Here is a 26334-nt window from a genome sequence, read left to right as displayed (position 1 = left end):
TCAAACCAGCCCCTTGAGCGTGGCGGCGCTCTGCCCCGCTCCGCCCACCTGGTCGGAGGTACGGGTGAGCCAGCCCTGCTTGTTCATCGTCAGGAACGCGTACAGCTTGATCGGCAGCGCGATCATGATGACCACCAGGCAGAGCAGCGGGAGCAGCAGGATCTCCGCGGGGTGCCGGCGCAGGTGGGACCAGCCGCGGACGCCCCGGCCGAGGAGCAGCCAGCCGACGGCGAGCCCGATGCCCATCGGGGTGAGCTCAAGCCTGCTGAAGAACAGGTAGGCGAGCGTGACGCCCATGGTCACCGGGGTGAGCAGGATCTGCAGCACGGTCACCTTGGTGACCAGCGGGGTCTTCCACAACCACCCCTTCCACAGCGCGGTCAGGTAGCAGCGGTAGGAGTTGCGGCTCCACCGGACGCGCTGCTTGACGAAGGCGCGGAAGGAGTCGGGGAACATCGAGATGGCGCGGGCCGAGGACTGGTGCACGGTCTTGTACCCGGAGGCGAGGACCAGCCAGGTGAGCCGGCCGTCGTCGCCGGCGATGCACCGGCGGCCGAGGAAGAACTCGTTCTCCAGGTGGGGGAGGACCGGGAGGATGGCCTCGCGCCGGTAGGCGGCGGTCCGGCCGGACAGGCAGGCCACCCCGCCCCTGCTGCCCATCGCCGGCACGTAGTCGTAGTAGCGCAGGTTGACCAGCCAGTCCGCGATGCGCCGCCAGACGCTGCTGGTTCGCTGGAACACGTTCTGCTGGGTGCCGACCCCGCCGACCGCCGGGTCCTCGAAGGGCATCTGCACGGCGTCCAGCAGGCCGGGCTGCCACCAGGTGTCGGAGTCGGCGAAGACCACGACCTCGCCCTGGGCCGCCCGGATGCCCACCCCGAGCGCGGAGCGCTTGCCCGAGTGCTCGAAGATCAGGACGCGCAGCCGGGGGTCCGTCACCTCGCTGAGCCTGGCGTGGCACTCGGTGTCCGCGACGTCCACCACGATGATCACTTCTTGCGGGTCCTGGGCCAGCCAGCTGTCCAGGCAGCGCACCAGGATCTCGGCGTCCTCCCGGTAGGAGGGGACGACCACGGAGACCGTGGTCCGGTAGCCGTTCACGATCGGCTTGGCCAGCCGGGACAGCACCACCCGGTAGACCCACAGGCCCCAGACGAGCAGGCCGGCCAGGCCCAGGGGGATCAGGTCCCGCCAGGACCCGTTGGCGCTGGAGCGGACGATCCATTCGTAGGCAGCATCAAACCACTCGAAAACTGACGCCACTGATCCTCCTGGGCGAATCGTCCGAACATGCCCATGGGGAAAGACCCCTTAGCCGATGGACCAGGACATTACTGGGCCAACCGTGGCCAAGTATCTTGGAACGGTACAACCGTTACAAGACTGAGGGAGTTTGCACATGGTGCGCCCGTGGTTGATGAGGTGACGTGGAAGGCATCACGAACCACGCGAGCCCCACGGACTCCGTACGTCACTAGCGGAATGTCAGATATATCAGCTTTTGTATGGTTTTGGGGACAGATCCGAGAGATCGCCAGGGGTGATACCACGGACTGAGACTCCGGCCGCGGCCAAGGGCTGAGACCCGTGGTTCGCGCCGGCGGGTGTGGTCGCGGTCACCTGCCGGAATTCTCACTGTGGTGCCATGGTTTCGCCTATGTCCACGCCGTTGAGAAGCGGCCGAGAGACGGCTGAGACGGCTGAGACGGCCGGGAAGTCCCGGGAGCTTAATGGGAGCACTGAAAGCACCGGGAGCTCCGGGAGCTCCGGGAGGTCCCGGGAAGCCTCGGAAAGCCTCGGTTGAGCCTTGGGAAGTCGTTGGGAAAGAGGGGATGATGTCCGCACCGCTTGAGTTCGCGATCGACACCTTCGGGGACGTCACGGTCGACGCGGACGGGCACCGGCTGCCGTACGCGCAGGTGATCCGTAACGTCGTCGAGGAGGCCGTGCTCGCCGACAGCGTGGGGATCGACGCGATCGGCATCGGGGAGCACCACCGGGACGACTTCGCCGTCTCGGCGCCGGAGATCGTGCTGGCGACGATCGCCGGCCGTACCGAACGCATCCGGCTCGGCACCGCGGTGACCGTGCTCAGCTCGGACGACCCGGTGCGCGTGTTCGAGAGGTTCGCCACCCTGGACGCGGTGTCCGGGGGCCGTGCGGAGATCATCCTCGGCCGTGGCTCGTTCACGGAGTCGTTCCCGCTGTTCGGTTTCGACCTGGCGCAGTACGAGGAGCTGTTCGAGGAGAAACTCGATCTGCTCTCCCACCTCCTGGAGGAGGGGCCGGTCACCTGGCGGGGCCGTCTCCGTGCCGGTCTGAAGGACCAGCACGTGTATCCGAAGACGGAGTCGGGCCGGCTGCGGACCTGGATCGGCGTCGGCGGCAGCCCCGAGTCCGTGGTGCGCGCGGCGCGTTACCGGATGCCGCTCATGCTCGCGATCATCGGCGGCTCGCCGGAGCGGTTCGCGCCGTACGTCGACCTGTACCACCGCGCCCTCGACCAGCTGGAGTTCCAGCGGCTGCCGGTCGGCGTGCACTCGCCGGGACACATCGCCGAGACCGACCGGCAGGCCCGCGACGAGCTCTGGCCGCACTACCGGGCGATGCACGACCGCATCGGCCGCGAGCGCGGCTGGGGCCCGACGAACCGCGACCGCTTCGAGTCGGAGGCCGACGAGGGCTCGCTCTACGTCGGATCCCCCGAGACGGTGGCCGCGAAGATCGCGAAAACGGTGGGCACGCTCGGCGTCGACCGCTTCGAGCTCAAGTACAGCTCGGGGACGCTCGCGCACGAGAGCCTGATGAACACGATCCGCCTCTACGGGGAGGAAGTCGTGCCGAGGGTGCGGCGGCTGCTGGCCCAGACCCCGGCCGCGACACCGGCCGGATGACCCGGCCGGGCCCGCCGGTCACGGGCCCGCGCCGCCGGGGCGTACCGGCGGGCGAGATGGGTCGCGGTCAGGTCGGCCGGTCGGGGGCGGCTCGCTCGGCTTGACCGGCCGGGTGGTCCGTTCCGGTTGGTCGGGAGAGGGCTCGTGCCGACCGGCCCGAGGGGTTCGCTCGGGTTGGTCGGGAGAGGGCTCGTGCCGGCCGGTCGGGGTGGTCCGTTCCGGTTGGTCCGGTGTGGCGAGGCGGGCGGCGCGGGTGGTGAGATAGTCGCGCTCCGGGGCGCTCGTCGTGCGGCTCGCCGCCGCTCGGTAGTCGTCGACGGCCGCCCGCCGGTCACCGGCCATCTCCAGGAGGTGGGCGCGGGCCGTGTAGAAACGGTGGTGCCCCGCCAGGCGGGCGTCGCCGCCGAGTGCCCTGAGCATGTCGAGACCGGTCGCGGGACCGTGCGCCATGGCGGCGGCGACGGCGCGGTTGAGCGAGACCATGGGATTGTCGGACATGCGTTCCAGCAGGCCGTACAGCGCCAGGATCTGCGGCCAGTCGGTCTCCTCGGCCGTCGCCGCCTCGTCGTGGAGCGCGGCTATCGCCGCCTGGAGCTGGTAGGGACCGACCGCGCCCCTGGCCAGGGTGCCGGTGATGAGCGCGATCCCCTCGGCGACGGCCTCGCCGTCCCAGAGGCCCCTGTCCTGATCGGTCAGCGGGATCGGGATGCCGCCGGGGCCGGTACGGGCGGGGCGCCGGGCGTCGGTGAGCAGCATCAGGGCGAGGAGCCCGGCCACCTCGCAGTCGTCGGGGAGCAGGTCGTGCGCCATCCTGGCCAGCCGGATCGCCTCGCGGGAGAGCTCCACCCGCTGCAGGTCGGGACCGGCGCTGCTGGCGTAGCCCTCGTTGAAGATGAGATAGAGCACGTGCAGCACCGAGCCGAGCCGTCGCGCCCGTTCCGGGGGAGCCGGCATGCGGAACGGGACCCCCGACGCCTTGACGCGCTGCTTGGCCCTGCTGATCCGCTGCGCCATGGTCGACTCGGGCACCAGGAAGGCCCTGGCGATCTCGGCCGTGGTCAGGCCGCCCACCGACCGCAGGGTGAGGGCGATCGCCGACGCCGGGGTCAGCGCGGGGTGGCAGCACAGGAACAGCGTGGTGAGGGTGTCGTCCCGGTCCGTCTCGTAGGCGTCGTCCGCGGGCGGAGCCGTCCGCCGGTCGAGGGGCGCCCGGGCGGCCACCAGCTCCTCCCTGCGGCGCCGCGCCCGCTCGTTGCGGAGCTGCTCGGTCATCCTGCGGTACGCGACCTGGATGAGCCATCCTCGCGGGCTGGCGGGGACGCCCTCCTCCGGCCACTGGGCGGCGGCGTCGATCAGTGCCTCCTGGACCGCGTCCTCGGCGGCGGCGAAGTCCCCGAAGCGCCGGGTGAGCACGCCGACGACCTGCGGCACCAGCCGGCGCAGCAGGTCGACGGCGGCCGGGCTATCCAGCGGTCACGGCTCCCGTGCGGGGGCGGTCTGCATCACCTGGCGCAGCTTGATCAGCTCGATCGGCTCGATCGGCGTGTCCGGCGGTCACGGCTCCCGTACGGAGGCGACCGGCGTGTCCGGCGGTCACAGTTCCTCCGACGGGGCGACCGACATCACCTGGCGCAGCTCGATCGGCATGTTCAGCGGCCTGCCGCCGGGACCGGGCGCCGCCGAGACGTGCGCGGCGAGGTCGACCGCCCGCTCGGGGCCGTCGCAGTCGATGATCCAGTAGCCGACCAGGAACTCCTTCGTCTCGGGGAACGGGCCGTCCGTGACGACGGCGGCACCGCCCTCACCGGCCCGTACGATCTTGACCTGGTCCGGAGCCGCCAGCCCCTGCGCGTCCACGAACTCGCCGGCGTCGAGGAGCTTCTGGTTCGTGTCGTGCATGAACTGGATGTGGGCCTGGACGTCCTCGACGGGCCAGGTGTCGATCGGCGGGAAATCGTCCGTCTGCCCGCTGAACTGCATCAACATCATGTATTTCATGTCTTCGCTCCTCGTGTTCGAGCGCCTTCGCCGGCGCTCTCACCCACAGGTAGAAGCAGGCGAGCGCGTTCTCGACATCCTGCCGGGCATCCGGCGAAAGAAGTTTCCGGTCACGGGTCGGGAACGCGGAGCGTCAGGATGGCCATGTCGTCGGTCATGTGTCCCTGGCTGTAATCGAGCGCGGCGTCCCCGATCCGCCGCACGATGTCGTCCGCGTCGAGATCCCGGCACCCCGCCAGCAGGGCGGCCAGGCGTTCGTCGCCGAACAGGTCCTGCCGTCTCGGTGGGTGGGCCTCGGTGACGCCGTCGCTGTACAGCACCAGCGTGTCACCGGGCCTCAGATCGAAACGGACGTTCCCCAGCCTCGTCTCCTCCATGATGCCCAGCACGACGCCGGGCGTCCTGAGGGACTCCACCCTTCCGTCCGCCCGTCGCAGCAGGGCGGAGGGGTGACCGGCCGTGGACAGCATTCCGGTGAAACCATCACCGTCCGGGCGGAAGATCGCGCACACCACCGTCAGGAACCGCCCGTCCCTGACCCGCTGCGCCAGCAGGGCCCGGTTCAGCTGCTCCAGCACCCTGCTGGGCGAGATGTGGCGGGGCGCGTCGGCCCGCAGGGTGTACCGGGCCAGGGCGGTGATCTGCGCGGCCTCCACGCCGTGCCCGCACACGTCACCCAGGACGGCGCACCAGCGCGAACCGCTCGCCAGGAACAGGTCGTAGAAGTCACCGGTCACGTTCACCTCGCCCGCGGCCGGGATGTAGGTGGCGGCGGCCTGCAGGCCGGGAACCGTCGGCATCATCGGCGGCAGCAGGCTGTCCTGGAGGGTCCTGGCCAGCCTCGTCGACACCTTGCCCGCGGCCTCCAGCTCCATCACGTGCCGCTCGGAACGGGCCAGCGCGTCCCGGAGCCGGATCTCGCTCGACACGGCGCGCGCCAGGATGGCCAGTGTCTGCGCGTCGACGTCGGACCAGGCGCGCGGCACCGAGTCCACCACGCAGAACCCGCCCAGGACCTCTCCGTCCGGGCCGTGGATGGGATATCCGGCCCACGCGCCGATCCCCAGCAGCTCCACCGCCGGCAGGTCGCGTACGCGCGGGTCGGTGGCGGCGTCGTCCACGAGCAGCGGCTCGTTCGTCGCGATCAGGATGTGGCAGGGGCTGTCGGCCACCGCGTTCTGCCGATCGGAGACGGACAGCTCGCCCATCCCGATCGCGCTCTTCCAGAACACCCGCCGATCGTCGACCAGGGTCACGAACGCCCGTCGGGTTCCGGTCACCCGCGCGGCCAGGCGTGCGAGATCGTCGAACGACGGCTCGGGCTCGCTGTCGAGCAGGCCGGTCGCCCGCAGCGCCGACAGGCGTTTGGGATCGAACACCGCCGCGGGGATCTCAACGCCCATGTGCGCGACTGCCTTCTTCCGGGTACGTCGTTCACGCCTCCGGGTACGTCATCCACGACCGCGCCGCTCACGCCGGAAGCCGCCGGAGCGGGCCCGAGGCAGGCGACCGGGCCTTACAGAGAGCGGAACGAACCCCTACGGATCAAACTCTAGGCCAGCGTTCCCGAGACGGCGATGCCCCTCCTCCCCGAGCCGCGCGATCCCGTCAAGGGCCGGGGCACACGGTCGCGGTGTGGCCCCTCACGGTCGCGGCGCGGATCGTACGGTTCCGCAGTGGGGCGGGGAGGGCGCGGTTAGAGGCCCATCTCCTGGGTCAGCAGCTGGTGTGCCTGTTCGATGTCCTCGGAGGTGTAGCCGGGGATGCTCCGGTCGAGCTGCTGGAGAAGATCCATCAGGGCCTGTTTCTGTGCCAGGTGCCGGACGGGAAGCTGGTCGAGATCCACGCTCAGGAGCCAGTCGAACAGCACCACCGCGTCGGCGGTCCACAGGCTCAGCGCGGTCATGTCCGAGGCTGCCATCCTCAGGCCGGGCGTTCCGCTCATGCGAGCAACTTACCCCCATGCATATATGCGAAATAACCCACTTTGTCATCCCGATTCAGCGAACTTATGGCGCGGCCGGAACGGCGGTCGACCGCTGGTCGAAAACAGTCGAAAATCGATGCGAAGGGGTGGCGAATGCCATTCACCGCCCGCCCGACCCATGTGTGATCGACGGACGTCACTGCTCGCGTCCGGTCCGGCACGGGGCCGTGGGGCTGTGGTGCCGTGGTGCCGCCCGAGATTCGGCCAGGACGGTCCGCGGGCCCGGGAGGCTGGGACAGGGAGGCGCCCGAGGGGCGTCCGAGGGGCGTCCGAGGGGCGTTTGAGGGGCGTTTGAGGGGCGCTATCACCCGCCGAGCGCGGCCCACAGGGTGTCGAACTCCTCGGAGGTCAGGGCATTCAGGCCGAAGTCGCCGGGATAGATCGGGCCCTCGGCGAGGAAGCCGTGCTCGTCCTCGATGTGGCGCCACGAGTACGTGCGGGCGAGGCCGTCGGAACCCAGCTCGGCGTGCCGCACGGGCCAGTACTCCCCGCCGCTGTCGATGACGGTCTCGAACAGCCACACGTGGCCGTCGCCGTCCACCCCGTGCCAGTACAGGTGCGGCCGGTCGCTCTCGTCGAGCGCCCGGATCGTGTCCCTGCGACGGTCCTGCAGCATCGTGCTCCTCGGTGTTCCGCGAAAGACCGGGCGTTCACCCGGTCGGGTGTTCATCCGGCAGGGTGTTCATCCGGCCTGATGTTTCCCGAAAGGTTAGATATTCGGCAAAAGGCGCCTAACGGGGCATGTCGCGCTTTTGTTGTGCCGCGTGTTCCCGGTCCGCCTCGGGCGGTGAACCCGGGCACCTCCGGGCGGCGGGCCGCGGTGGCCGGGCTCGTCGCGGCGGGCGGGTGCGCGGTCGCCACCGATCGTTTCATCGATGACCGGTGGCGTGGGCGACCGCCGTCCAGCGCGCCGGCCGCCCTCCGGGGCCGTGTGTCCGACGGGTGGCGGGTGCCCGGCTCCGGAGGGGATGCGAGGCCGCCGTTCTCGCTCGCCGGAGCAGGGGTGCGGGGCCGCCGTTCTCACCCGCCGGAGCGGCGGTGCGGGGCCGCCGTTCTCGCTCGCCGGAGCGGTGCCGTCGCCACCCGCCGGGCCGGGCCCGCCGCCCCCGCCGCCCCCGCCCGCCGGGCCGGGGCCGGGGTTGTCGCACCCGTGTCCCCGGGGCTCCCGGGCGGGAACCGAGGGGGTGGGCCGGGTCTCGGGAGGGGTTCGTCACGGAGGGCGGCGCGGGTGCTCCGAGGGGGGACGTGTGGTGGTCCGGGTGGACCTCAATTGATTTCGCATCCTGCTGCGGAGCCGTGTATGGTTACACCTGTCCGCAAGCGAGAGCGACACGGACAGGCCCCTTTAGCTCAGTCGGCAGAGCGTCTCCATGGTAAGGAGAAGGTCTACGGTTCGATTCCGTAAAGGGGCTCAACAGCCTAAAGGCCCCAACCTCCTGGTTGGGGCTTTCGGCTTGGTTGGCCTTGAAGGCAGGTAAAGGCGGGCCAGAAAATACTCAAGGTTCCTGACGCGTGAGCGGGCATACTGGGGCGACCCAGAAGAGATCGCCCTGACCTGCACAAGTACGCAGGCACTCTGCGGGTCGGGTATCCTTGCGAGGTCGGTCGATTTCGTCGGCCTCAAGGCGGAGTAGCTCAGCCAGGCAGAGCAAACGGCTCATAATCGTTGTGTCGCCGGTTCAAGTCCGGCCTCCGCTACTACCCACCAGGGGCTTCTCCCACTAGAGAAGTCCTGTCGTGGGTTGTCCACTGTCCCGAACGTAGAAAGGCACTCCCAAGTGGCTGCCACCGACGTTAGGCCGAAGATCACGCTGGCCTGCCAGGAGTGCAAGCACCGCAACTACATCACGCGGAAGAACCGGCGCAATGACCCGGATCGGCTTGAGCTGAAGAAGTACTGCCCGAACTGCAAGACGCACCAGGCGCACCGCGAGACTCGCTAGTCTGCGCGAAGCCTTCCGCTGCGGCGGGAGATGAGTGCTTCGGCACGCACATACTCCACGGAAACCGGCGTCCTCAGACGAGGCGCCGGTTTGTCGTATCCGTACAGTTTTTTCGCACGAGCGTTGACCGTGGAAGAGAGTCGGCGCGGGAGCGGGCCGGGCTACGGTTTCCAGTGGTTCACCGGCAGGTGGCCTGCTTTCCGATGGTTCGTCTCCCGACGGCGTCCACCGGCCGGGGGAGCTTTTGCTCCCGCCCGGCGGGTGACCCGCTTTCCGATGATTCGCCCCCCGGTTGCCAACCCGAGGGCACCTGCTGGAATCTTGTTCCGTCAATGTCTCGTCCGATCCGCCGGTGTCGGCCTCACCGGTTCGATATCCGCAAAGGAGCACGATGGCTCTGAACCGTGACTTCATCGGGCGGGCGTCCGCGCCCTCCTCGCCGTACGAGGTCAGTCGCGTGAAGATCAAAGAGTTCGCGACGGCGATCGGCGACAACAACCCGATCTACCGGGACAGGGAGGCCGCCCAGGCCGCGGGGCACCCCGACGTGATCGCGCCGCCGACCTTCCCCATCGTGTTCAGCCTGGCCCTGGGGTCGATCCTGACCGACCCCGAGCTCGGCCTGAACCTCGCCATGGTGGTCCACGGCGAGCAGCGCTTCGAGTATCGCCGGGCGATCCACGCCGGGGACGAGCTGGTCACCGTCTCCACCGTGACCGACATCCGCAGCGCCGGCCGCAATGAGATGATCACCGTCAAGAGCGACGTCAGCACCGTCGACGGTGAGTTCGTGTGCACGACCTACAACACCATTGTCGAGCGTGGAGGGGCGGGCTGACATGGCCGCGACGGTCAAGTACGACGAGGTCGAGACGGGCCAGCAGATCCCGCCCGCCGAATACACCGTGCGCCGCGCCAACCTGGTGATGTACGCCGGGGCGTCGGGCGACTTCAACCCCATCCACTGGAACGAGCGCTTCGCCAAGACCGTCGGGCTTCCCGACGTCATCGCGCACGGCATGTTCACCATGGCGCAGGGCGGCCGGTTCGTCACCGACTGGGTGGGCGACCCCGGCGCGGTCATCGACTACGGGGTGCGGTTCTCCTCCATGGTGGTCGTCCCCGACGACGACCAGGGCACCGTCGTCACCGTGAGCGGGCTCATCGAGGAGAAGCTCGATGACAACCGCGTGGTGGTCGCGCTGACCGCCAGGGCCAACGACTCCCGGGTCCTGTCCAAGGCCCGCGCCGTGGTCCGGCTGGCGTAGGCGCCGTCCGGCCCGGAGCCTGTTCGGGGGGATGGTCGTCGGCCTGGGCGCGGTTCACGGCACGCTCGTGGACCGGGGCCGAATCTTCTCCCCGTCCAGGGGTAGCTCCCCAGCATGAGCGAAGTACCTCCTAACGTGACCGGCCTGGCCGAGCGGCGGGCCAGGGCGCGAGCCGAGCACGATCATGCCGCCGCCGACGCGCTCCGTGACGAGATCAGAACCGAGGGTTGGCTCGTCCGGGACACCGCGGACGGTTTCGAGGTCATCCCCTCTCCCTCCTTCCACGTGTGGCCCACGGTGGGATCCCTGCCCGAGGGGGGTTCCCCGGAGGCGGAGCGCGGCGGTGCGGGCGGTGAGCCGGGCGCCTCCACGGCCCCCGGACGGGTGAGTACGGCAGGCGGGGACGCGGGGGACGCCGGAGACGCCGGAGACACGGCGACCGGAAGGGACGACTCGGCCGACCCCGGGAGGGTCGCCGAGGCCGCCGATCCGGGACGTGACCCGGAGCGGCTCGGAGACCTGGACTCGAAGCGGGTCGCCGAGGCCGAGGCGGCCCCCCAGCAGACGCCCGAGGGCTCGGAGCTGGTCGGCCGGGCCGACGATCTCGACGGCCATCCCGAGCGGATGGTCTCCTCCCAGCTGCTGTGGGACGCCAGCCTGTCGGTCTCCCGGCTCGACGAGACCATCGTCCCCCCGGCCGAGGTCGAGGAGCCGACGGCCGCGCGGTCGACGGTGACCGTCGCGCTCCTGGTCGACGGCCGTCCCGACGAGCTGCGCGAGTGCGTACGAGCCCTGGTCGCCCGTACGGAGGCCAGGATCCTCGCCCTCGACCTGGGGGACGTGGACGGCGCGGGAGCGGTCCTGCAGGAGCTGGCGGAGGAGTTCCCCCGCCGGGTGGAGGCCTGGCACGTGGCCGAGACGCCGCACTGGAGGGGCGGCTCGGCGGGATGGGGCGAGAGCCGTGACAGGCTGTTGCGCCTCGACACCTCGGACGTGCACGTCGTCATGGACACCTCGGTGATCCTGGACGGCGACGCCGTCACCCCGCTGGTCAAGGCGCTGGACGACGACGTGACCGCGGCCGGGTGGAAGGGCGTCAATCCCCGCGAGGGCGAGCAGGAGTGGCTGGAGGCCGAACCGGGCGAGGTCCGGGCGCTGCTCGGCCACCTGTTCGCGGTCAGGCGCGACGTCGCGCTCGCCGCGGGCGGCTTCCCCGCCGAGGCCGGCTACTACCGCGACGCCGACCTGGAGTTCTCGCTCGGGCTGCCCGGCACGCTCGTCGCCCTGGGCAAGGATCTCCCGGTCCGCCAGGAGCGGCGGCGCGGTGACGACGGCGTGGACCCCGGATACCGCGACGAGGAGTCCCGCCGAAACCGCGACCGGGTGCTGAAGCTGCTGCGCTCCCCGTAGGCTGGTCGCGGATTTCGGCCGGGTGGCGGGTGGGGAAGCGCATGACGGAGCGGGTGGCGGGGGTGCGGCTGGCGCCGTACACGACGCTGGGGCTGGGAGGACCGGCCGCGGCGTTCGTGGAGGCGGGGTCGTCCGAGGAGATCGTCGAGCTGGTGGCGGCGGCGGACCGGGCGGGCGAGCCGGTGCTCGTGCTGGGAGGCGGCAGCAACCTGGTCGTCTCCGACGAGGGCTTCGACGGCCTGGTCGTGCGCGTCGCCTCCCGGGGCGTCGAGATCGCGGGGGATCTGGTCACCGCGCAGGCGGGCGAGGACTGGGACGCCCTGGTCGAGCGCGCGGTGGACGAGGGCCGGTCGGGCGTGGAGTGCCTGTCCGGCATCCCCGGGCTGGTCGGGTCCACGCCGATCCAGAACGTCGGCGCCTACGGGCAGGACGTCTCCCAGACGATCACCGCCGTCCGGGCCTACGACCGCCGGACCGGCGAGGTGCGGGATCTGGACGCGCGGGAGTGCGGGTTCGCCTACCGGCACAGCGCGTTCAAGGATGATCTCGGGCGGTACGTCGTGCTCGCGGTCACCTACGAGCTGGCCGGGGACGCGCTGTCCGGCCCGGTCGCCTACCGCGAGCTGGCCTCCCGGCTGGGCGTCGCGCTGGGTGACCGGGTGCCGCTCGCGGACGCGCGGGCGGCGGTGCTGGAGCTGCGCGCGGGCAAGGGCATGGTCCTGGACGCCGCCGACCCCGACACCCGCAGCGCCGGGTCGTTCTTCACCAACCCGGTCCTGACCGTCGCGCAGGCCGCCGAGCTGGAGCTGCGGGCGCCGGGGTTCCCCCGCTGGGACATGCCGGAGGGGGCCGTCAAGGTCCCGGCGGCGTGGTTGATCGAGAACGCCGGGTTCCCGAAGGGCTACCGGCGCGGCCCGGCCCGCATTTCCACCAAGCACACCCTTGCCATGACGAATCCGGAATCGGTGGCATCGACGGAGGAACTCCTCGACCTCGCCCGCGAGGTCAGGGACGGCGTCCTGGAGAAGTTCGGCGTCATCCTCGTCAACGAGCCCGTGATGGTCGGCACCCGCCTCTGAGGTGCCCGGGGCGGGTAATGGTCATCCGATTTCTGCTGCTATGGTCTGATAGCAAAACCCGAAGGGGAGTAGTCCCAATCGCGTGATCGACATGCTGGCGCCCGAGGCGCCCGGTCGCGCGGGCCCCGGATCCGGCCGTTTCGGCCCGGCTCCGTGGCGGACGAGACCTTCGGCCTGGCAGGCATTTATGGATGCCGCCGGGCCGAAGACGTGCCCGAGACTCCCCGGGTGTTCATCTTCCGCCCGGCTGCGTACGCGGAAGGGCACCCTCGTTGGAAGCGTTCTGGATCAGTCTCGTCGTGATCTTCGTCGCCGAGCTCGGCGACAAGAGCCAGCTCATGGCGATGACGTTCGCCACCCGGTTCAAGCCGTGGCCGGTCCTCGCCGGGATCACCCTGGCCACCGCGGTGGTCCACCTGTTCAGCGTCGGACTGGGCGGGCTGGTCGGCGACTTCCTCCCCACCACGGCCATCACGATCATCGCCGGCATCGCCTTCCTGGGCTTCGCGGTGTGGACGCTGCGCGGGGACGAGCTGACCGAGGAGGAGTCGCGGAAGGCGCAGCGCACCACCCGGTCGGCGATCATCGCCGTGACCGTCGCCTTCTTCCTCGCCGAACTGGGTGACAAGACGATGCTCGCGACCATCACGCTCGCCACCCAGTACGGCTGGTTCGGCACCTGGGTCGGCTCGACGGTGGGCATGGTCGCCGCCGACGCCCTGGCCATCGCGGTCGGCCGGATGCTCGGCAAGCACCTGCCGGAGAAGGTCATCCGCTACGGCGCCGCCGCGGCTTTCGCCGTCTTCGGCGTGATCCTGCTCCTCGAACCGCTGTTCGTCTGATCAGGGCCGGTACGGGTCAGGGGCGGTACGGATCAGGGCCGGTATGGGTCAGGGGCGGTACGGATCAGTGCCAGGACGGGTCAGTGCCAGGACGGCCGCGCGTGTTCGGCGGCGGCGATCGCCGCGCCGTCGTTCGCCGCCCGACGATCGCTCCGGGAGGGGGCGGGGTTCAGCCGATCAGGGCGAGGCGGCGGGCGGCGGCGGCGGCCTCGCCCCGGGTCGAGACGCCCAGCTTGCCGAGGATGTTGGAGACGTGGACGCTCACGGTCTTGGCCGAGATGAACAGCTCGGCGGCGACCTCGCGGTTGGAGCGCCCCTGGGCGACCAGCCGGAGCACCTCCAGCTCGCGCGGGGTCAGCGTCGACTCCCCGCCCCCGGCCTGCCCGGCGGCTCCGGCTCGTCCGGTGCTTCCGGCCTGCCCGGCGGTTGCGGCCCGCTCGGTGAGGGAGATCCCGACCCGGCGGGCGAGCGCCTCGATCTCGGCGGCCAGCGGCAGGGCGGAGAGCGCCACGGCGATCGGGTGGGCCGCGCGCAGCCGGGGCGCGGCCCCGTCGCGGTCACCGGCGCCGGCCGCCATCCGTCCCCCGTACAGCAGCGCCTTCGCCTGGGGGAAGGGGCGGCCCAGCCGTTCCCAGGCGGCGGCCGCGGCGTCGTGGTCGCGGGTGAGACCGAGCCGGTAGGCCTCGGCGACGGGGCTGTCCACGGTCATCGTCGCCGCGGCCTTCCCGACGTGGGCGCGCAGCGCCGCCACCCGTTCGGGCGCGAGCTCCTCGACCGTCTCGCAGATGCCGCCGAGCAGGCCGAGCGTCCGCCAGCCCAGCATGGGCTTGCTCGTGATCTGCGCCTCCAGGGCGACCCGCTCGGCGACCTCCAGCGCGGCCAGCGGCTCCCCGCCGAGCATGTGCAGGCCGATCATGAGCCGGGCGTCGGTGGTCAGCTCCTGCATGAACTCCTCGGGGACGGTGCCGAACGCGGTCACCTCGTCCAGGACGGATCTGAGCACGTCCGTCTCGCCGCGGGCGACCGCCACGTCCCCGCGGACCCGCCGCAGGTGGTGGCGGGTGCGCAGGGTGGGGTCGTTGCCGAGGATCCGCTCGACCAGCTCGGCCGCCTCGTCGAACCTGCCCAGCGCCTCCAGCGCCTCGGCCCGGTTGTTGGCGATGAACGTGCCCTGGTTCCGGTAGCGGCCGTACTTCCTGGCCAGCCGCTCCCCTTCGAGCGCGAGCTCGATCGCCTCGACGGAGCGGCCCATGTTGTTCAGAGCGTCCACGTTGTTGGCGATGGCGCGCAGGACGCTGCGGCCGGACTCGACCCGCTCGCCGATCGCCTGCGCGGTCTCGTTGAGCTCGATCGTGGTCTCGATGCGCCCCGCGATCGAGTGGCCCAGCGCGAGGTTGAGCAGCAGCTCCGCCTCCAGGGTCTCCTCGCCGTGCTCGCGCGCGATCCGCAGCGCCTCCTCGGTGTGCGCCGTCCCCTCCGCCAGCTCGCCGCTGAATATCAGGTACGAGCCCAGCTTGGACAGCACCGCGGCGCGCTCCAGCCCCGGTTCGGGGACCAGCCGCTCGGCGTAGCGGAGGTCGTCGAGGACCCCGGGCCGCCGCTTGGCCTTCTTGAACTGCGATCTCCATACGAGCAGGTTCGCCACCCGGGCGGGCTCGGTCCGCTCGTCGAGCTCGTGCAGCGCGGCCTTGACGAACTTGGTGCCCCGGTCGGTCTCCCCGCACGCGCTCGCGGCCTCGGCGGCCTGTTCCAGGACGGTGGTGTGGTCCACGCCGATGCGTTCGGCGGCGTCGGGGACCTTGCCCCACAGCGTGAGCACCCGGTCCAGCAGCTGCATCATCTCGCGGTGGGCGAAGGTCTTGGCGGCCTTGCCCGCCGCCTCCCAGGCGGAGACGAGGGCCCACAGGTCGTCGCGGGCGGAGTGCCAGTGGTGGGCGATCTCGATGGCGGCCCGGCCGGGGGGGACCAGCGTCCGGTCCCTGCCGATCTCCTCGGCGAAGCGGGCGTGCAGCCGTACGTGCTCGCCGGGCAGGAGCTCGTCGTGCACGGCCTCGCGGATCAGCGCGTGCCGGAAGACGTAGGCGCGGCCGTCGGCGACCTGCAGCACGTTGGCCGCGATCGCGGTGCGCAGCGCGTCGTCGAGCTCGACGTCCGACAGCGCGCTGACCGCGACGAGCAGGGCGTGGCTCACCCGGATGCCGCCGGCCGCGGCGATGCGCAGCACCCGCTGCGTCTCCTCGGGGAGCCGCTCCACGGAGCCGATGATCAGGTCGTGCAGGGAGTCGGGGAAGGCGCACTCGCCGCCGCACTCCATCAGCGCCTCGACGAACAGCGGGATGCCCTCGCTGCGCTGGAAGACCCTGTCGACCCGGGCGAACTCGGGTGCGGTGCCGAGGATGCCGGCCATCTGGGCCGCCACCTCGGACTGGGTGAGCCGGGGCAGGTCCATCCGCAGGACCCCGTCCAGCCGGCCGAGCTCGGCGAGCACCGGCCGTAGCGGGTGCTGGCGGTGGAGCTCGTCGGAGCGGTAGGTGAGGACCATCAGCACGGGCGCGGTGCGGAGGTTCCGGCTGAGGAAGGCGATCAGGTCGCGGCTGGAGCTGTCGGCCCAGTGGACGTCCTCGATGAGGAGGATCACCGGGTGGCGCTCCGCGAGTCGTTCCAGCAGGGTGAGGATCTGCTCGAAGAGCCGGGCGCGGGCGGTGTCGCTCTCCGTGTCGCCGCTCGGCTCGCCGAACTCGGGGAGCAGCCGGGCCAGGTCACGGGCCCCTCCCTCGGGGAGCAGGGCCGCGACCTCCTCGGCGCCGCACTCGCGCACGAGCTGGCGGATCGCCGCGGTGAACGGCGCGTAGGCGAGCCCCTCGGTCGACAGCTCCACGCAGCCCCCGTTGAGCACGTGGGCGCCGTCGGCCGTGGCCCGCTCCGCGAAGCACCCGATCAGGCGCGACTTGCCGACTCCCGCCTCGCCGCCGAGCAGCACGGTCACCGCCGTGTCCTTCCGGGCCTGCTCGAACGCCTCGGTCAGGTCCGCGAGCTCCCTCTCCCGCCCTACGAAGACGGGGCTTACCGCCCGACCCACCATGTCTGCCAGCATGTCATGCCTTAAAGGTGTGATCTCCCTATTTTTCGCTCGGTGGAATCGGGGGTTCAGGGGGGTAGCGAGGCCCGGCCGGGCCGATGGGAGCGGCCGGGCTCTCGGGGCGGGGTCATGCCGGGATGATCTTGCTGAAGAGGCCACGCCGCTTCTCGGGCGAGTGGACCTTCCTGTCCTCCTGCGCCTCAAGGGCGCGCCGGTAGCTGTCGGCCTCCTGGCGGAGCTCGGAGGTACGGTGGGCGATCATCTGAAGGTGGAGCTCGGGACCCATGGGGTTCCTCCCTGGTGTGGCACCTCGTGGTGCGCTTTCCTTACACACTCAAGATTCGTCCTAAGGCCCCCGGTCCCACATCGGGAGGATGTCCTATCTCCCGGACACTTCTCGCCCGGGCATTACCTAGATCACGCCTAGGGCGTCCCGGCACTACCTAGACGGCGCCGATCCACCCCGCCCGAGAGGTCCGTCGGGTCCGCCGGGTCTCTGTCCCGGACGGTCCTTTGCCCTGGCCGATCCTCCGCCCCGGCCGGCCCTCCTGCCTTGGCCTGCCTTGGCCTGCCTTGGCCTACCTTGGCCTACCTTGGCCGGGCCCCGCCGTCCTCGGCCGCGTGCTTTCCCCGGGTGGCCGGGAACGGCCCGCCCGGCGCGGAGAACCGAAAAGCGCCGGGCTCTCGCGGGATTATTCTCATTGCTTTTCCGTGGTCGTCGATCACCTATTCGCAAGACGGCTATTTCGTGACATGACAGCCCGGTTCGGCGTGGAGAGCCGAGGGGTCTCCTTGCCATTCCGCTATTCACTGTTTCCTTGGCGAGGCCCGTGGGATTGGTGTTGTTCTGTCCCTTTGTGCTTCTGGAAACATGGCTCTGACCTGCGGTTTTATGCGTGGAGAGTGTTGTGAGGCCGGATGCTGTATGCGTTTTCGTGTCACGGGGGTCTCGCGGATCGGGTCGACATCTATATGTTTGGCCCGAAATATTGGATCGTCCGGATAAAATGAATCTAATTCATTGCTTCGGGCTCGTTTCCTCGGCAACGTGATGAGCACAACCAGTGCGGACGCCCAAAGGCGCCCGTCTCGTTGAAAGGGAACTCTCATGACGCGTCTTCAGAGAATCGCTGTCCGCACCGTCGCGGGCGCCGCTCTCGGCCTGGCCGTGCTCGGCACCCCCGCCGTCTCCAACGCCGCCACCGCGACTCCCACCCCGACCGCCTCGCAGGTGGAGCTCTGCCAGACCATCCGAACCGTCGCCAGGCCGATTCTCGCCCTGGTGGGAGCCGGGCTGATGCCCCTCAACACGGCCCTGAACCTCATCGCCAGCATCACCGGTGCGACGGTGTCCCAGATTCTCGACTGCCTCGTCTGATGACGCCCTCGCGTTGACGCCGTTGTCACCGGGCCCTCGTGTGACACGGGGGCTCGGTGGTGTTCGCCCCCGATACGGGGGAAGACGGCGGATGTTGACGAAAACCGGCAAGCCTGCTGTGCAGGGTCCAGTTTGGAAGTAATCACACCAGTAGGCATGCTGGAGAGGTGTCAACTATGACGACCTCGCTCACCGACGTGGCAACGTCCAACGTCACGCTGCGAAGCTTCCTGCACGGCCTGCCAGGTGTCGACCGCGTCGGCGCCGACCAGCGCGCCGCGATGCTCGGCACCCGATCCATCAAGACCACCGCCAAGGCCCGGGCCATCGACCTCGCCATCGGCATGGTGGACCTGACGACCCTCGAAGGGGCCGACACCCCGGGCAAGGTCCGCGCGATGTGCGCCAAGGCCGTCCACCCCGACCCGGCCGACCCCTCCGTGCCCAAGGTGGCCGCGGTGTGCGTCTATCCCGACATGGTCGCCGGGGCCGTGGCGGCCCTGAAGGGTTCCGGGGTCAAGGTGGCCAGCGTCGCGACCGCCTTCCCCAGCGGGCGCTCCTCGCTCGACGTCAAGATCGCCGACACCACCTTCGCGGTGGCGGCCGGAGCCGACGAGATCGACATGGTCATCGACCGGGGCGCGTTCCTCTCGGGCGACTACCTCAAGGTCTACGAGGAGATCGTCGCGATCAAGGCCGCGTGCGGGGACGCCCACCTGAAGGTGATCCTGGAGACCGGCGAGCTCGCCACGTACGACAACGTGCGCCGCGCGTCCTGGCTGGCCATGCTGGCCGGGGGCGACTTCATCAAGACCTCCACCGGAAAGGTGCAGCCCGCCGCGACCCTCCCGGTGACGCTGATCATGCTGGAGGCGGTCCGCGACTTCCTGGCCGGGACCGGCCGCAAGGTCGGCGTGAAGCCCGCCGGCGGCATCAAGACCACCAAGGACGCGATCAAGATGCTCGTCCTGGTCAACGAGACCGTCGGCGACGGCTGGCTCGACCCCGACTGGTTCCGGCTCGGCGCCTCCAGCGTCCTCAACGACCTGCTGATGCAGCGCCAGAAGATGGCCACCGGCAGGTACGCGGGTCCCGACTACTTCACCCTCGACTAAGGCGTTCACATGTTTGAGTACGCACCGGCGCCCGAGTCGCGTGACGTCGTCGACATCAGGCCGTCCTACGGCCTGTTCATCGGCGGCGAGTGGGTCGACTCCCAGGGTGACAACCGCAACAAGACCGTCAACCCGGCCTCCGAGGAGGTCCTGGCGGAGGTCGCCTGGGCCACCGAGGCCGACGTCGACCGGGCGGTACAGGCCGCCCGCAAGGCGTTCGGCGTCTGGTCGGCGCTGCCCGGCTCGGAGCGGGCCAAGTACCTGTTCCGGATCGCGCGCATCATCCAAGAGCGCTCGCGCGAGCTGGCCGTGCTGGAGTCCCTGGACAACGGCAAGCCGATCCGCGAGTCCCGCGACGTGGACCTGCCCCTGGTGGCGGCCCACTTCTTCTACTACGCCGGCTGGGCCGACAAGCTCGGCTACGCCGGGTACGGCCCCAGCCCGCGCCCGCTCGGGGTGGCCGGCCAGGTCATCCCGTGGAACTTCCCGCTGCTCATGCTCGCGTGGAAGATCGCGCCCGCGCTGGCCTGCGGCAACACGGTCGTCCTCAAGCCCGCGGAGACCACCCCGCTCACCGCGCTGCTGTTCGCGGAGATCTGCGCGCAGGCCGACCTGCCGCCCGGCGTGGTCAACATCGTGACCGGCGCGGGCGAGACCGGCGCCGCCCTGGTGAACCACCCCGACGTGAACAAGGTGGCCTTCACCGGCTCCACCGAGGTCGGCCGCCGGATCGCCAGGTCGGTCGCGGGCACCGGCAAGAAGGTCACCCTGGAGCTCGGCGGCAAGGCCGCGAACATCGTCTTCGAGGACGCCGCGCTCGACCAGGCCGTCGAGGGCATCGTCAACGGGATCTTCTTCAACCAGGGCCACGTCTGCTGCGCGGGCTCCCGGCTGCTGGTGCAGGAGTCGATCGAGACGGAGCTGCTCGACGCGCTGAAGCGGCGGCTCGGCACCCTCCGGCTGGGCGACCCGCTGGACAAGAACACCGACATCGGCGCGATCAACTCCGCGGCCCAGCTCGCCAAGATCCGCGAGCTGTCCGACCTGGGGGAGGCGGAGGGCGCCGAGCGCTGGTCCCCGGCCTGCTCGCTGCCCGACAAGGGCTTCTGGTTCCCGCCGACCATCTTCACCGGCGTCGCCCAGTCGCACCGGATCGCCCGCGAGGAGGTCTTCGGCCCGGTCCTGTCCGTGCTGACCTTCCGCACCCCGGCCGAGGCGGTCGAGAAGGCCAACAACACCCCGTTCGGCCTGTCGGCGGGCGTGTGGACGGAGAAGGGCTCGCGCATCCTGTGGATGGCGAACAGGCTCCGCGCCGGCGTCGTCTGGGCCAACACCTTCAACCGGTTCGACCCCACCTCGCCGTTCGGCGGCTACAAGGAGTCCGGGTACGGGCGCGAGGGCGGGCGGCACGGGCTGGAGGCGTATCTCGATGTGTGAGCATCACAGGGCGAAACGCCGTCCCCGCCGTGCCCAGAGCACCCGGGGCCACGGCTTCGCCCGCGCCGGACGGCCGGTGCTGCGGGGCTGGTTCGCCCACCGGTGCGGCGTGAGCCGCTGCGGTCAGATCTTCGTGCCGGCCCGGCTGGCGCAGCAGGAGAGCTCGTGGAGAGGGCTGGGAAATGAGTAAGGCTGAGCGGCCGAGCCGGGCACGGGCGGGCAAGCAGGCGGGTGCCCCGGCGGGAGACGGTACGGGCGAGGGCGGAGGGGACCACGCGGGCCCCGGATCCGCGCGGCTCGCCGTGCGCAAGACGTACAAGCTGTACATCGGCGGGGCGTTCCCGCGCTCCGAGAGCGGAAGGTCCTACGCCGTGGCCTCCTCCAGGGGCGACTTCCTCGCCAACGCGTCGCGGGCCTCCCGCAAGGACGCCCGCGACGCGGTGTCGGCCGCGCGCAAGGCCTTCGGCGGCTGGTCGGGCGCCACCGCGTACAACCGGGGGCAGATCCTCTACCGCGTCGCCGAGATGCTGGAGGGCCGCCGGGCCCAGTTCACCGCCGAGCTGGCGGAGGCCGGGACGAAGAGGGCCGGGGAGGTCGTGGACGCGGCCGTCGACCGGCTGGTCTGGTACGCCGGGTGGTCGGACAAGATCGCGGCCGTCGCCGGGTCCTCCAACCCGGTCGCCGGGCCCTACTTCAACATCTCCACGCCGGAGCCGACCGGCGTGGTCGCGGTGATCGCCCCCGACGAGCCGCTGCTCGGGCTCGTCTCGGTGATCGCCCCGGTGATCGTCACGGGCAACACCTGCGTCGTGGTCGCGAGCGAGCGCGCCCCGCTGCCATCGATCACCCTGGCCGAGGTGCTCGCCACCTCCGACCTGCCCGGCGGGGTGGTGAACATCCTGACCGGCTCGGCCGCCGAGCTCGCCCCCTGGCTCGCCGCGCACATGGACGTCAACGCCCTCGACCTCACCGGGGTCGACGACGAGGGCCTGGCGGTCACGTGCGAGGAGGCCGCGGCCGAGAACCTCAAGCGCGTCCTCCGCCCCGCCGCGACCGCGACCGACTGGTCCGCCGACCCCGGCACCAGGCGTCTGACGGCCTTCCTGGAGACCAAGACGGTCTGGCACCCCACCGGCGTCTGACCTGCCGGGTTCGCCCTGCCCTGCCCTCCCATGCCCTGCCCTGCCTGGCCCGCCGCGTCCGGCGTGCCGGGTCCGGCCCGCCCGGCTCCATCGGGTCTCGCCGCGTCCGGTGCGCCGGATCCGGCCCGCCAGGCCCGCCAGGCCCGTCAGGGTGGGCGGGTTCGGCGGGTTCGGGGCCAGGCTCAGGCGAGCGGGGCGTGACGGGGCCAGGGGCGGGCGGCCTCCAGCTGGCCGGCCAGGGCGAGGAGCTGCGCCTCGCCGCCCGGGGCCGCGACGAGCTGGACCCCGATCGGGGTGCCGTTGGAGTGCCTGCCGTACGGGACGTTCATGGCCGGCCAGCCGGCCATGTTCCATGCCGCGGTGGCGGGCGCGTACGTCAGGTTGACGCGGACGTTGGCCGGCAGCCCCCGGCGGCCCCAGCGCTCGGCGGGCGGCGGTACGGCGGCGAGGGTCGGGGTGACGAGCACGTCGGCGTTCCCGAACCACTGGTCGGCGCCGTGCGCGCGCCAGCGGTCGCGGCCCGCGGCGCCGTCCGCCCCGAACCTGGCGAGCAGCCGGCCCATCCTCGCCAGGGACCTGGTGCGCCGCTCCAGCCCGCGCGGGTCGAGGCCCTCGACGTCGCCCCTGGCGCACGCGAACCAGGTGGCCACGGCGGCGGCGCCCACCTTGAGGGACATCCGCTCGGGGTGGTCCACCACGGTGTGCCCCGCGGCGCCCAGCGCCTCCGCGGCCCCGGTCACCGCCCGCTGGAACTCGGCGTCCACCGAGAGCCCCGGCGGCAGCGGCATCGGCGCGACCGCGACCCGCAGCCTCAGCGGTTCGGACAGGGTCAGCCCGCCCGGGTAGTCGTCGATGGCGCTGCCCACGCCGAGGGCCTCGCTCTCGCCGGGCGTCGCCAGCGACATGTCGCCCGCCATGACGGCCAGGGCCAGGGCGAGGTCGGCCACGGTGGTGGCCAGCGGCCCGTTCTCCGACATCCCGTACCAGTCGTGCTCGGGCGGCGGGACCAGCCCGTGTCCCGGCTTGATCGAGAGCAGGCCGCAGCAGGCGGCGGGGATGCGCAGCGAGCCCAGCCCGTCGTTGCCGTGGGCCAGCGGGACCATTCCCGCCGCCACGGCCGCCGCGCTCCCGCCCGAGGAGCCGCCGGGGGTGCGGCTCGGGTCCCACGGGTTGCGGGTGACGCCGTACACGCTGTCGGAGAACCCGGCCAGGCACAGCTCCGGCACGTTGGTGATGCCGACGACCACCGCGCCCGCCGCCCGCAGCCTGGCGACCACGGGATGGTCCTCGTCCGCGGGCACGTCGGGCGTCGCCGCCGAGCCGTTGCGCGACGTCTCCCCCCGGACCGCGACATTGTCCTTGATCGCGATCGGCACCCCGGCGAGCGGCAGGCCCTGCAGGTCCTCCCGCTCCTGCAGGGCCCGCGCCTCGGCCAGCGCCCGCTCGGCGAGGACCACGCGGAACGCCCCGATCCGTCCGTCACGCTCGGCGATGGCGTCGAGGTGCTCGGCGACCACCACGGGTGCCGTGACCTTCCCCCGTCGCACGGCATCCGCGATCTCCACTGCGGAACTTCCCACCCACGACATGCACCGAGTGTGGTCCGGCGAGTGCGTAAGGGGAAGCGTCCCACATCTCAATCAGATGACTTGTCCGGCTCATCGGCGTTATTTCGCCCGGCTTCCCCGAGCCTCCGGCGCGCCTGAGCCCCGGTGCGCCCGGGCTTCCGGCCCGCCGGGGTCAGCGGCGCGGGTTGGTGCGGCGGGTGGCGGTGGCCGACAGGGGATCGTCGGGCCAGGGGTGCCGGGGATAGCGCCCGCGCAGCTCGGCGCGGACCGCGCGGTAGCCGTCGCGCCAGAAGGAGGCCAGGTCGGCGGTGACGGCGGCCGGGCGGCCCGCGGGGGAGAGCAGGTGGATCACGAGCGGGACCCCCGCGACGCGCGGGGCCTCGGCCCAGCCGAACAGCTCCTGCAGCTTGGCCGCGAGCACCGGCCGCTCGCCCGAATAGTCGATCCTGACCCGCGACCCGCTCGGCACCTCGACCCGCTCCGGGGCCACCTCCGCCAGCCGGGCGTTCCAGGGGACCAGGCGGTGCAGCGCGGAGACCACGTCGAGGCGCTCCAGGTCCGACCGGCGGCGGGCTCGCGACAGCTCGGGCTCCAGCCAGCGGTCGGCCGCGCCGATCAGCGCGTCGTCGTCCGTCGCGGGCCACGGGTCGCCGAGCGTGCGGCGGCAGAAGGCCAGCCGCTCGCGCAGGGCCACGGCCTCGGGCGTCCAGCGCAGGATCGACAGCCCCTCCGCACGCAGGCCCTCCAGGACGGCGGGCCGCACGTCGGCACCGCGGAGCGCGCCGCTGGACAGCTCGATCGCGCCCAGCCGCTCCACCCGCCGCGCCGACACGTCGCCGCGCCGCTCTCCCGGCGGCGTGTGCCAGGTGACCTCCTCACCGGAGCTGTACAGGGAGGCCGCGGCGAGCCTGGCGGTCTCCTCGTCGATCACCACCGCCTGCCTGATCCTGGCGGACGCCGCCCCGGTGGGCCGGTCGGCGACCGCGACGGCCAGCCACTCCGCCGTCCCCAGCCGCGACCCGCGCGGCAGCTCCGCGGCCGTTCCCGAGGCCATCAGGTACGAGCCGCCGCGCCGTCGCGCCACCCGCTCCGGGTAGGCCAGCGCCACGACCGTCCCCGCCACGGCGTCGTCGCCGTTCCCCGGCCGGACGGCACCCGCCGGTCCGCGGCCGGAACGCGGGCCGGTGCCGGGTACGGCCCGCGCCAGGCGTCCCGCCTCCTGGCGCCAGCGGGCGGAGAAGCCGTCGCCGCCCTGGCGCGCGGAGCGCCAGACCGCCACCAGGTCGTCGCCCGCGTCCCGGGGCAGCTGCTCCGACAGCAGTGCCACGACCTCGGCGGCCCGGGACCCGGTGTCGATCCCGTCCGTACCGGCGTCGATCAGGGCCCGCGCCAGGCGCGGGTGGACCCCGACCCCGGCCATCCGCCGCCCCCGGTCGGTCACCCGGCCCGGGAGAGGGGCAGGCGACCGCTCCGGCGCGCCCGGTGGGCGCGGGGTGCCGGGGGAGTCGAGGGCGCCCAGGGCGTACAGGGTGCGGCGGGCGGCGTCCATCGCGGCGGGCGGCGGCGCGTCGAGCAGGGCCAGGCCGGTGGCGGCGGGATCGCCCCAGCAGGCGACCTGGAGGGCGAAACCGGTCAGGTCGGCGAGCGCGATCTCGGGGCGCGCGTACTCGGGCAGCCGGTCGTGCTCGGCCCGCGACCAGCACCGGTAGACCACGCCCGGCGCCTCGCGGCCCGCCCGTCCCGCCCGCTGGGTGGCCGAGGCCCTGGACGCGCGGACGGTGGTGAGCGAGCCGAGACCGCGGGCGTGGTCGGTGCGAGGCTCCCTGGCCAGGCCGGAGTCGACCACGATCCGTACGCCCGGCACGGTCAGGCTCGACTCGGCGACCGAGGTGGCGAGCACCACCCTTCTACCGTCGCCCGGGGACAGGACCGCGTCCTGGACGCGGGCCGGGGCCTGGCCGTGCACCTGGAGGACCTCGACGCCGGTGAGCATCGCGGCCACCCGGCCGATCTCGCCGACGCCCGGCAGGAAGCAGAGCACGTCCCCCTCCTCGTGCTCGGCCAGCGCGCGCCGTACGACCCCGGCGACGTGGGCCAGGAACGCCGGGTCCACCCGCATGCCGTGGGGCGGCGCGACGGTCCCGGTGGGCGGCACCCAGACGGGCGTGACCGGGTGCATGGTGCCGGAGGCGTGCACGATCGGCGCGAGCCCGCCGGAGGCGTCGAAGGTGTCGCCGGTGTCGCCGGTGTCGCCGGTGTCGCCGGACGATACGTCGGCGCCGCCTGGGGAGCCGAGGAGGCGGGCCCAGGGGGCGGCGTCGGCGGTGGCGGAGGTGGCGACGATTCTCAGGTCGGGGCGGAGCGCGGCGCGGACGTCGAGGAGGAACGCCAGGGCGGTGTCCGCGTCCAGGTGGCGCTCGTGGCACTCGTCGAGCAGGACCGTGTCCACGCCTTCGAGCTCGGGGTCGCGCTGGAGCCGCTGCAGGAGGACCCCGGTGGTGACGACCTCGACGACCGTCCTCGGGCCGGCCCTGCGCTCGCCGCGTATCGAGAACCCGACCTCGGCCCCCACCTCGGACTCCAGCAGCCACGCCATCCGTCTCGCCGCCGCCCGTACCGCCATCCGCCTCGGCTCGGCCACGATCACCCGCCTGGGCGCCGAGCCGTCGAGGAGCCCGGCCAGCGCTAGCGGGACGAGCGTGGTCTTGCCGGTGCCCGGAGGGGCGGTGAGCACGGCGACGCCCCGCACGTCCAGTGCCGCGAGCAACTCGGGCAGGGCGTGGCGTACGGGCAGGCCGGACCAGTCGGAGCGCACCCGTCCAGTGTCCCCCGGGTCCGGCACCCGGCGGGACGCGGCGATTCCCGGAACGCGCCCGCGGTGGTGTTCGTCGGGCCGGGCGGGGGAATGATCCCTTCGTGATCGGTCTGACCGCTATGTTCGTCGCCACCGTGACCGCCTACCGACATGCCGCCCGGCTGCGGGCGGCCGACCGGCAGCCTCCAGCCGGAGCCGCGCCCGGACCTGGAGCCGGACCTGGAGCCGGACCCGCGCCCGGAGCTGGGCCCGGACCCGCGACCGGACTCGTCCCGGAGGGTGGCGCCTCGCGCCGGTCGCCGGGGGAGCCCGCGCACCCTCCCGCGGAGGGCGTCCGGGGAGCCGGGGAACCTCGCGTACCCCGTGGAAGTCAGGACAC

22 protein-coding genes and 2 tRNA genes are annotated in these 26334 nt (G+C 71.8%); 14 read left to right on the top strand and 10 right to left on the bottom strand.

The genetic code is table 11. The features are described from left to right. Positions 1 to 1263, bottom strand: coding sequence for a glycosyltransferase family 2 protein (locus AC5L38_RS08145; RefSeq protein WP_495242137.1), 1263 nt, complete (start codon positions 1261 to 1263; stop codon positions 1 to 3). A 572-nt stretch (positions 1264 to 1835) separates the two neighbouring features. Here AC5L38_RS08145 and AC5L38_RS08140 point away from each other — a divergent pair. Continuing rightward, on the top strand, positions 1836 to 2894 hold the full coding sequence (locus AC5L38_RS08140; RefSeq protein ID WP_495242136.1) for an LLM class flavin-dependent oxidoreductase: 1059 nt from the start codon (positions 1836 to 1838) through the stop codon (positions 2892 to 2894). 18 nt (positions 2895 to 2912) lie between these two features. Here AC5L38_RS08140 and AC5L38_RS08135 read toward each other — a convergent pair whose 3' ends face one another. From AC5L38_RS08135 to AC5L38_RS08115, 5 genes are all read right to left on the bottom strand, one after another. Then, the gene (locus tag AC5L38_RS08135) at positions 2913 to 4325 is read right to left on the bottom strand and encodes an RNA polymerase sigma factor (RefSeq protein ID WP_495242135.1); all 1413 of its coding nucleotides are present in this window, start codon (positions 4323 to 4325) and stop codon (positions 2913 to 2915) included. 162 nt (positions 4326 to 4487) lie between these two features. Continuing rightward, positions 4488 to 4892: a YciI family protein gene (locus AC5L38_RS08130; RefSeq protein ID WP_495242134.1), complete on the bottom strand. Its 405-nt coding sequence runs from the start codon at positions 4890 to 4892 to the stop codon at positions 4488 to 4490. A gap of 110 nt (positions 4893 to 5002) precedes the next feature. Beyond that, complete coding sequence (locus tag AC5L38_RS08125; RefSeq protein ID WP_495242133.1) at positions 5003 to 6295, bottom strand: PP2C family protein-serine/threonine phosphatase; 1293 nt, start codon at positions 6293 to 6295, stop codon at positions 5003 to 5005. Between the two features lie 293 nt (positions 6296 to 6588). After that, entirely contained in the window at positions 6589 to 6837 is a 249-nt protein-coding gene (locus AC5L38_RS08120) for a hypothetical protein (RefSeq protein ID WP_495242132.1), read from the bottom strand. Between the two features lie 346 nt (positions 6838 to 7183). Further along, complete coding sequence (locus tag AC5L38_RS08115; RefSeq protein WP_495242131.1) at positions 7184 to 7495, bottom strand: hypothetical protein; 312 nt, start codon at positions 7493 to 7495, stop codon at positions 7184 to 7186. 723 nt (positions 7496 to 8218) lie between these two features. Here AC5L38_RS08115 and AC5L38_RS08110 point away from each other — a divergent pair. The 8 genes from AC5L38_RS08110 to AC5L38_RS08075 all read left to right on the top strand — a co-directional run bounded on the left by AC5L38_RS08110 (position 8219) and on the right by AC5L38_RS08075 (position 13421). After that, positions 8219 to 8291, top strand: a tRNA-Thr gene (locus tag AC5L38_RS08110). Between the two features lie 212 nt (positions 8292 to 8503). Then, positions 8504 to 8577 (top strand) — tRNA-Met (locus tag AC5L38_RS08105). Between the two features lie 80 nt (positions 8578 to 8657). Next, the gene (rpmG, locus tag AC5L38_RS08100; RefSeq protein ID WP_030921771.1) at positions 8658 to 8822 is read left to right on the top strand and encodes a 50S ribosomal protein L33; all 165 of its coding nucleotides are present in this window, start codon (positions 8658 to 8660) and stop codon (positions 8820 to 8822) included. A gap of 391 nt (positions 8823 to 9213) precedes the next feature. Next, on the top strand, positions 9214 to 9660 hold the full coding sequence (locus AC5L38_RS08095; protein ID WP_495242130.1) for a MaoC family dehydratase N-terminal domain-containing protein: 447 nt from the start codon (positions 9214 to 9216) through the stop codon (positions 9658 to 9660). 1 nt (position 9661) lies between these two features. Then, entirely contained in the window at positions 9662 to 10090 is a 429-nt protein-coding gene (locus tag AC5L38_RS08090) for a MaoC family dehydratase (protein WP_495242455.1), read from the top strand. A gap of 114 nt (positions 10091 to 10204) precedes the next feature. Next, a complete protein-coding gene (locus tag AC5L38_RS08085; RefSeq protein ID WP_495242129.1) occupies positions 10205 to 11500 on the top strand; it encodes a glycosyltransferase family 2 protein in 1296 nt (431 codons plus the stop codon). A gap of 41 nt (positions 11501 to 11541) precedes the next feature. Continuing rightward, entirely contained in the window at positions 11542 to 12579 is a 1038-nt protein-coding gene (locus AC5L38_RS08080; RefSeq protein ID WP_495242128.1) for a UDP-N-acetylmuramate dehydrogenase, read from the top strand. A 272-nt stretch (positions 12580 to 12851) separates the two neighbouring features. Next, positions 12852 to 13421: a TMEM165/GDT1 family protein gene (locus AC5L38_RS08075; protein ID WP_495242127.1), complete on the top strand. Its 570-nt coding sequence runs from the start codon at positions 12852 to 12854 to the stop codon at positions 13419 to 13421. A 169-nt stretch (positions 13422 to 13590) separates the two neighbouring features. Here AC5L38_RS08075 and AC5L38_RS08070 read toward each other — a convergent pair whose 3' ends face one another. Continuing rightward, positions 13591 to 16503 carry an ATP-binding protein gene (locus AC5L38_RS08070; RefSeq protein WP_495242126.1) on the bottom strand — a complete coding sequence of 971 codons (2913 nt, stop codon included), beginning with the start codon at positions 16501 to 16503 and terminating at the stop codon, positions 13591 to 13593. 124 nt (positions 16504 to 16627) lie between these two features. After that, positions 16628 to 16786 carry a hypothetical protein gene (locus tag AC5L38_RS08065; protein WP_495242125.1) on the bottom strand — a complete coding sequence of 53 codons (159 nt, stop codon included), beginning with the start codon at positions 16784 to 16786 and terminating at the stop codon, positions 16628 to 16630. Between the two features lie 822 nt (positions 16787 to 17608). Here AC5L38_RS08065 and AC5L38_RS08060 point away from each other — a divergent pair. From AC5L38_RS08060 to AC5L38_RS08040, 5 genes are all read left to right on the top strand, one after another. Beyond that, a complete protein-coding gene (locus AC5L38_RS08060) occupies positions 17609 to 17878 on the top strand; it encodes a hypothetical protein (RefSeq protein ID WP_495242124.1) in 270 nt (89 codons plus the stop codon). Positions 17879 to 18054: 176 nt separating this feature from the next. Next, positions 18055 to 18993: a deoxyribose-phosphate aldolase gene (deoC, locus tag AC5L38_RS08055; RefSeq protein ID WP_495242123.1), complete on the top strand. Its 939-nt coding sequence runs from the start codon at positions 18055 to 18057 to the stop codon at positions 18991 to 18993. Positions 18994 to 19002: 9 nt separating this feature from the next. Further along, on the top strand, positions 19003 to 20430 hold the full coding sequence (locus AC5L38_RS08050) for an aldehyde dehydrogenase family protein (RefSeq protein WP_495242122.1): 1428 nt from the start codon (positions 19003 to 19005) through the stop codon (positions 20428 to 20430). Next, entirely contained in the window at positions 20423 to 20620 is a 198-nt protein-coding gene (locus AC5L38_RS08045; RefSeq protein WP_350969140.1) for a hypothetical protein, read from the top strand. The genes AC5L38_RS08050 and AC5L38_RS08045 overlap by 8 nt, the downstream gene beginning before the upstream one ends. Beyond that, the gene (locus AC5L38_RS08040; RefSeq protein WP_495242121.1) at positions 20613 to 21572 is read left to right on the top strand and encodes an aldehyde dehydrogenase family protein; all 960 of its coding nucleotides are present in this window, start codon (positions 20613 to 20615) and stop codon (positions 21570 to 21572) included. The genes AC5L38_RS08045 and AC5L38_RS08040 overlap by 8 nt, the downstream gene beginning before the upstream one ends. Positions 21573 to 21754: 182 nt before the next feature. Here the strand turns inward: AC5L38_RS08040 and AC5L38_RS08035 are convergent, their stop codons facing one another. Together AC5L38_RS08035 and AC5L38_RS08030 are read right to left on the bottom strand one after the other, a co-directional pair. Continuing rightward, a complete protein-coding gene (locus AC5L38_RS08035; RefSeq protein WP_495242120.1) occupies positions 21755 to 23137 on the bottom strand; it encodes an amidase in 1383 nt (460 codons plus the stop codon). Positions 23138 to 23312: 175 nt separating this feature from the next. After that, positions 23313 to 25955: an ATP-dependent RNA helicase gene (locus tag AC5L38_RS08030; RefSeq protein WP_495242119.1), complete on the bottom strand. Its 2643-nt coding sequence runs from the start codon at positions 25953 to 25955 to the stop codon at positions 23313 to 23315. Between the last annotated feature and the right edge of the window lie 379 nt (positions 25956 to 26334).

Source organism: Streptosporangium nanhuense, assembly GCF_059358815.1.
The sequence above is the reverse complement of the archived record's forward strand: the minus strand, read 5'-3'. Positions and strand labels throughout refer to the sequence as shown.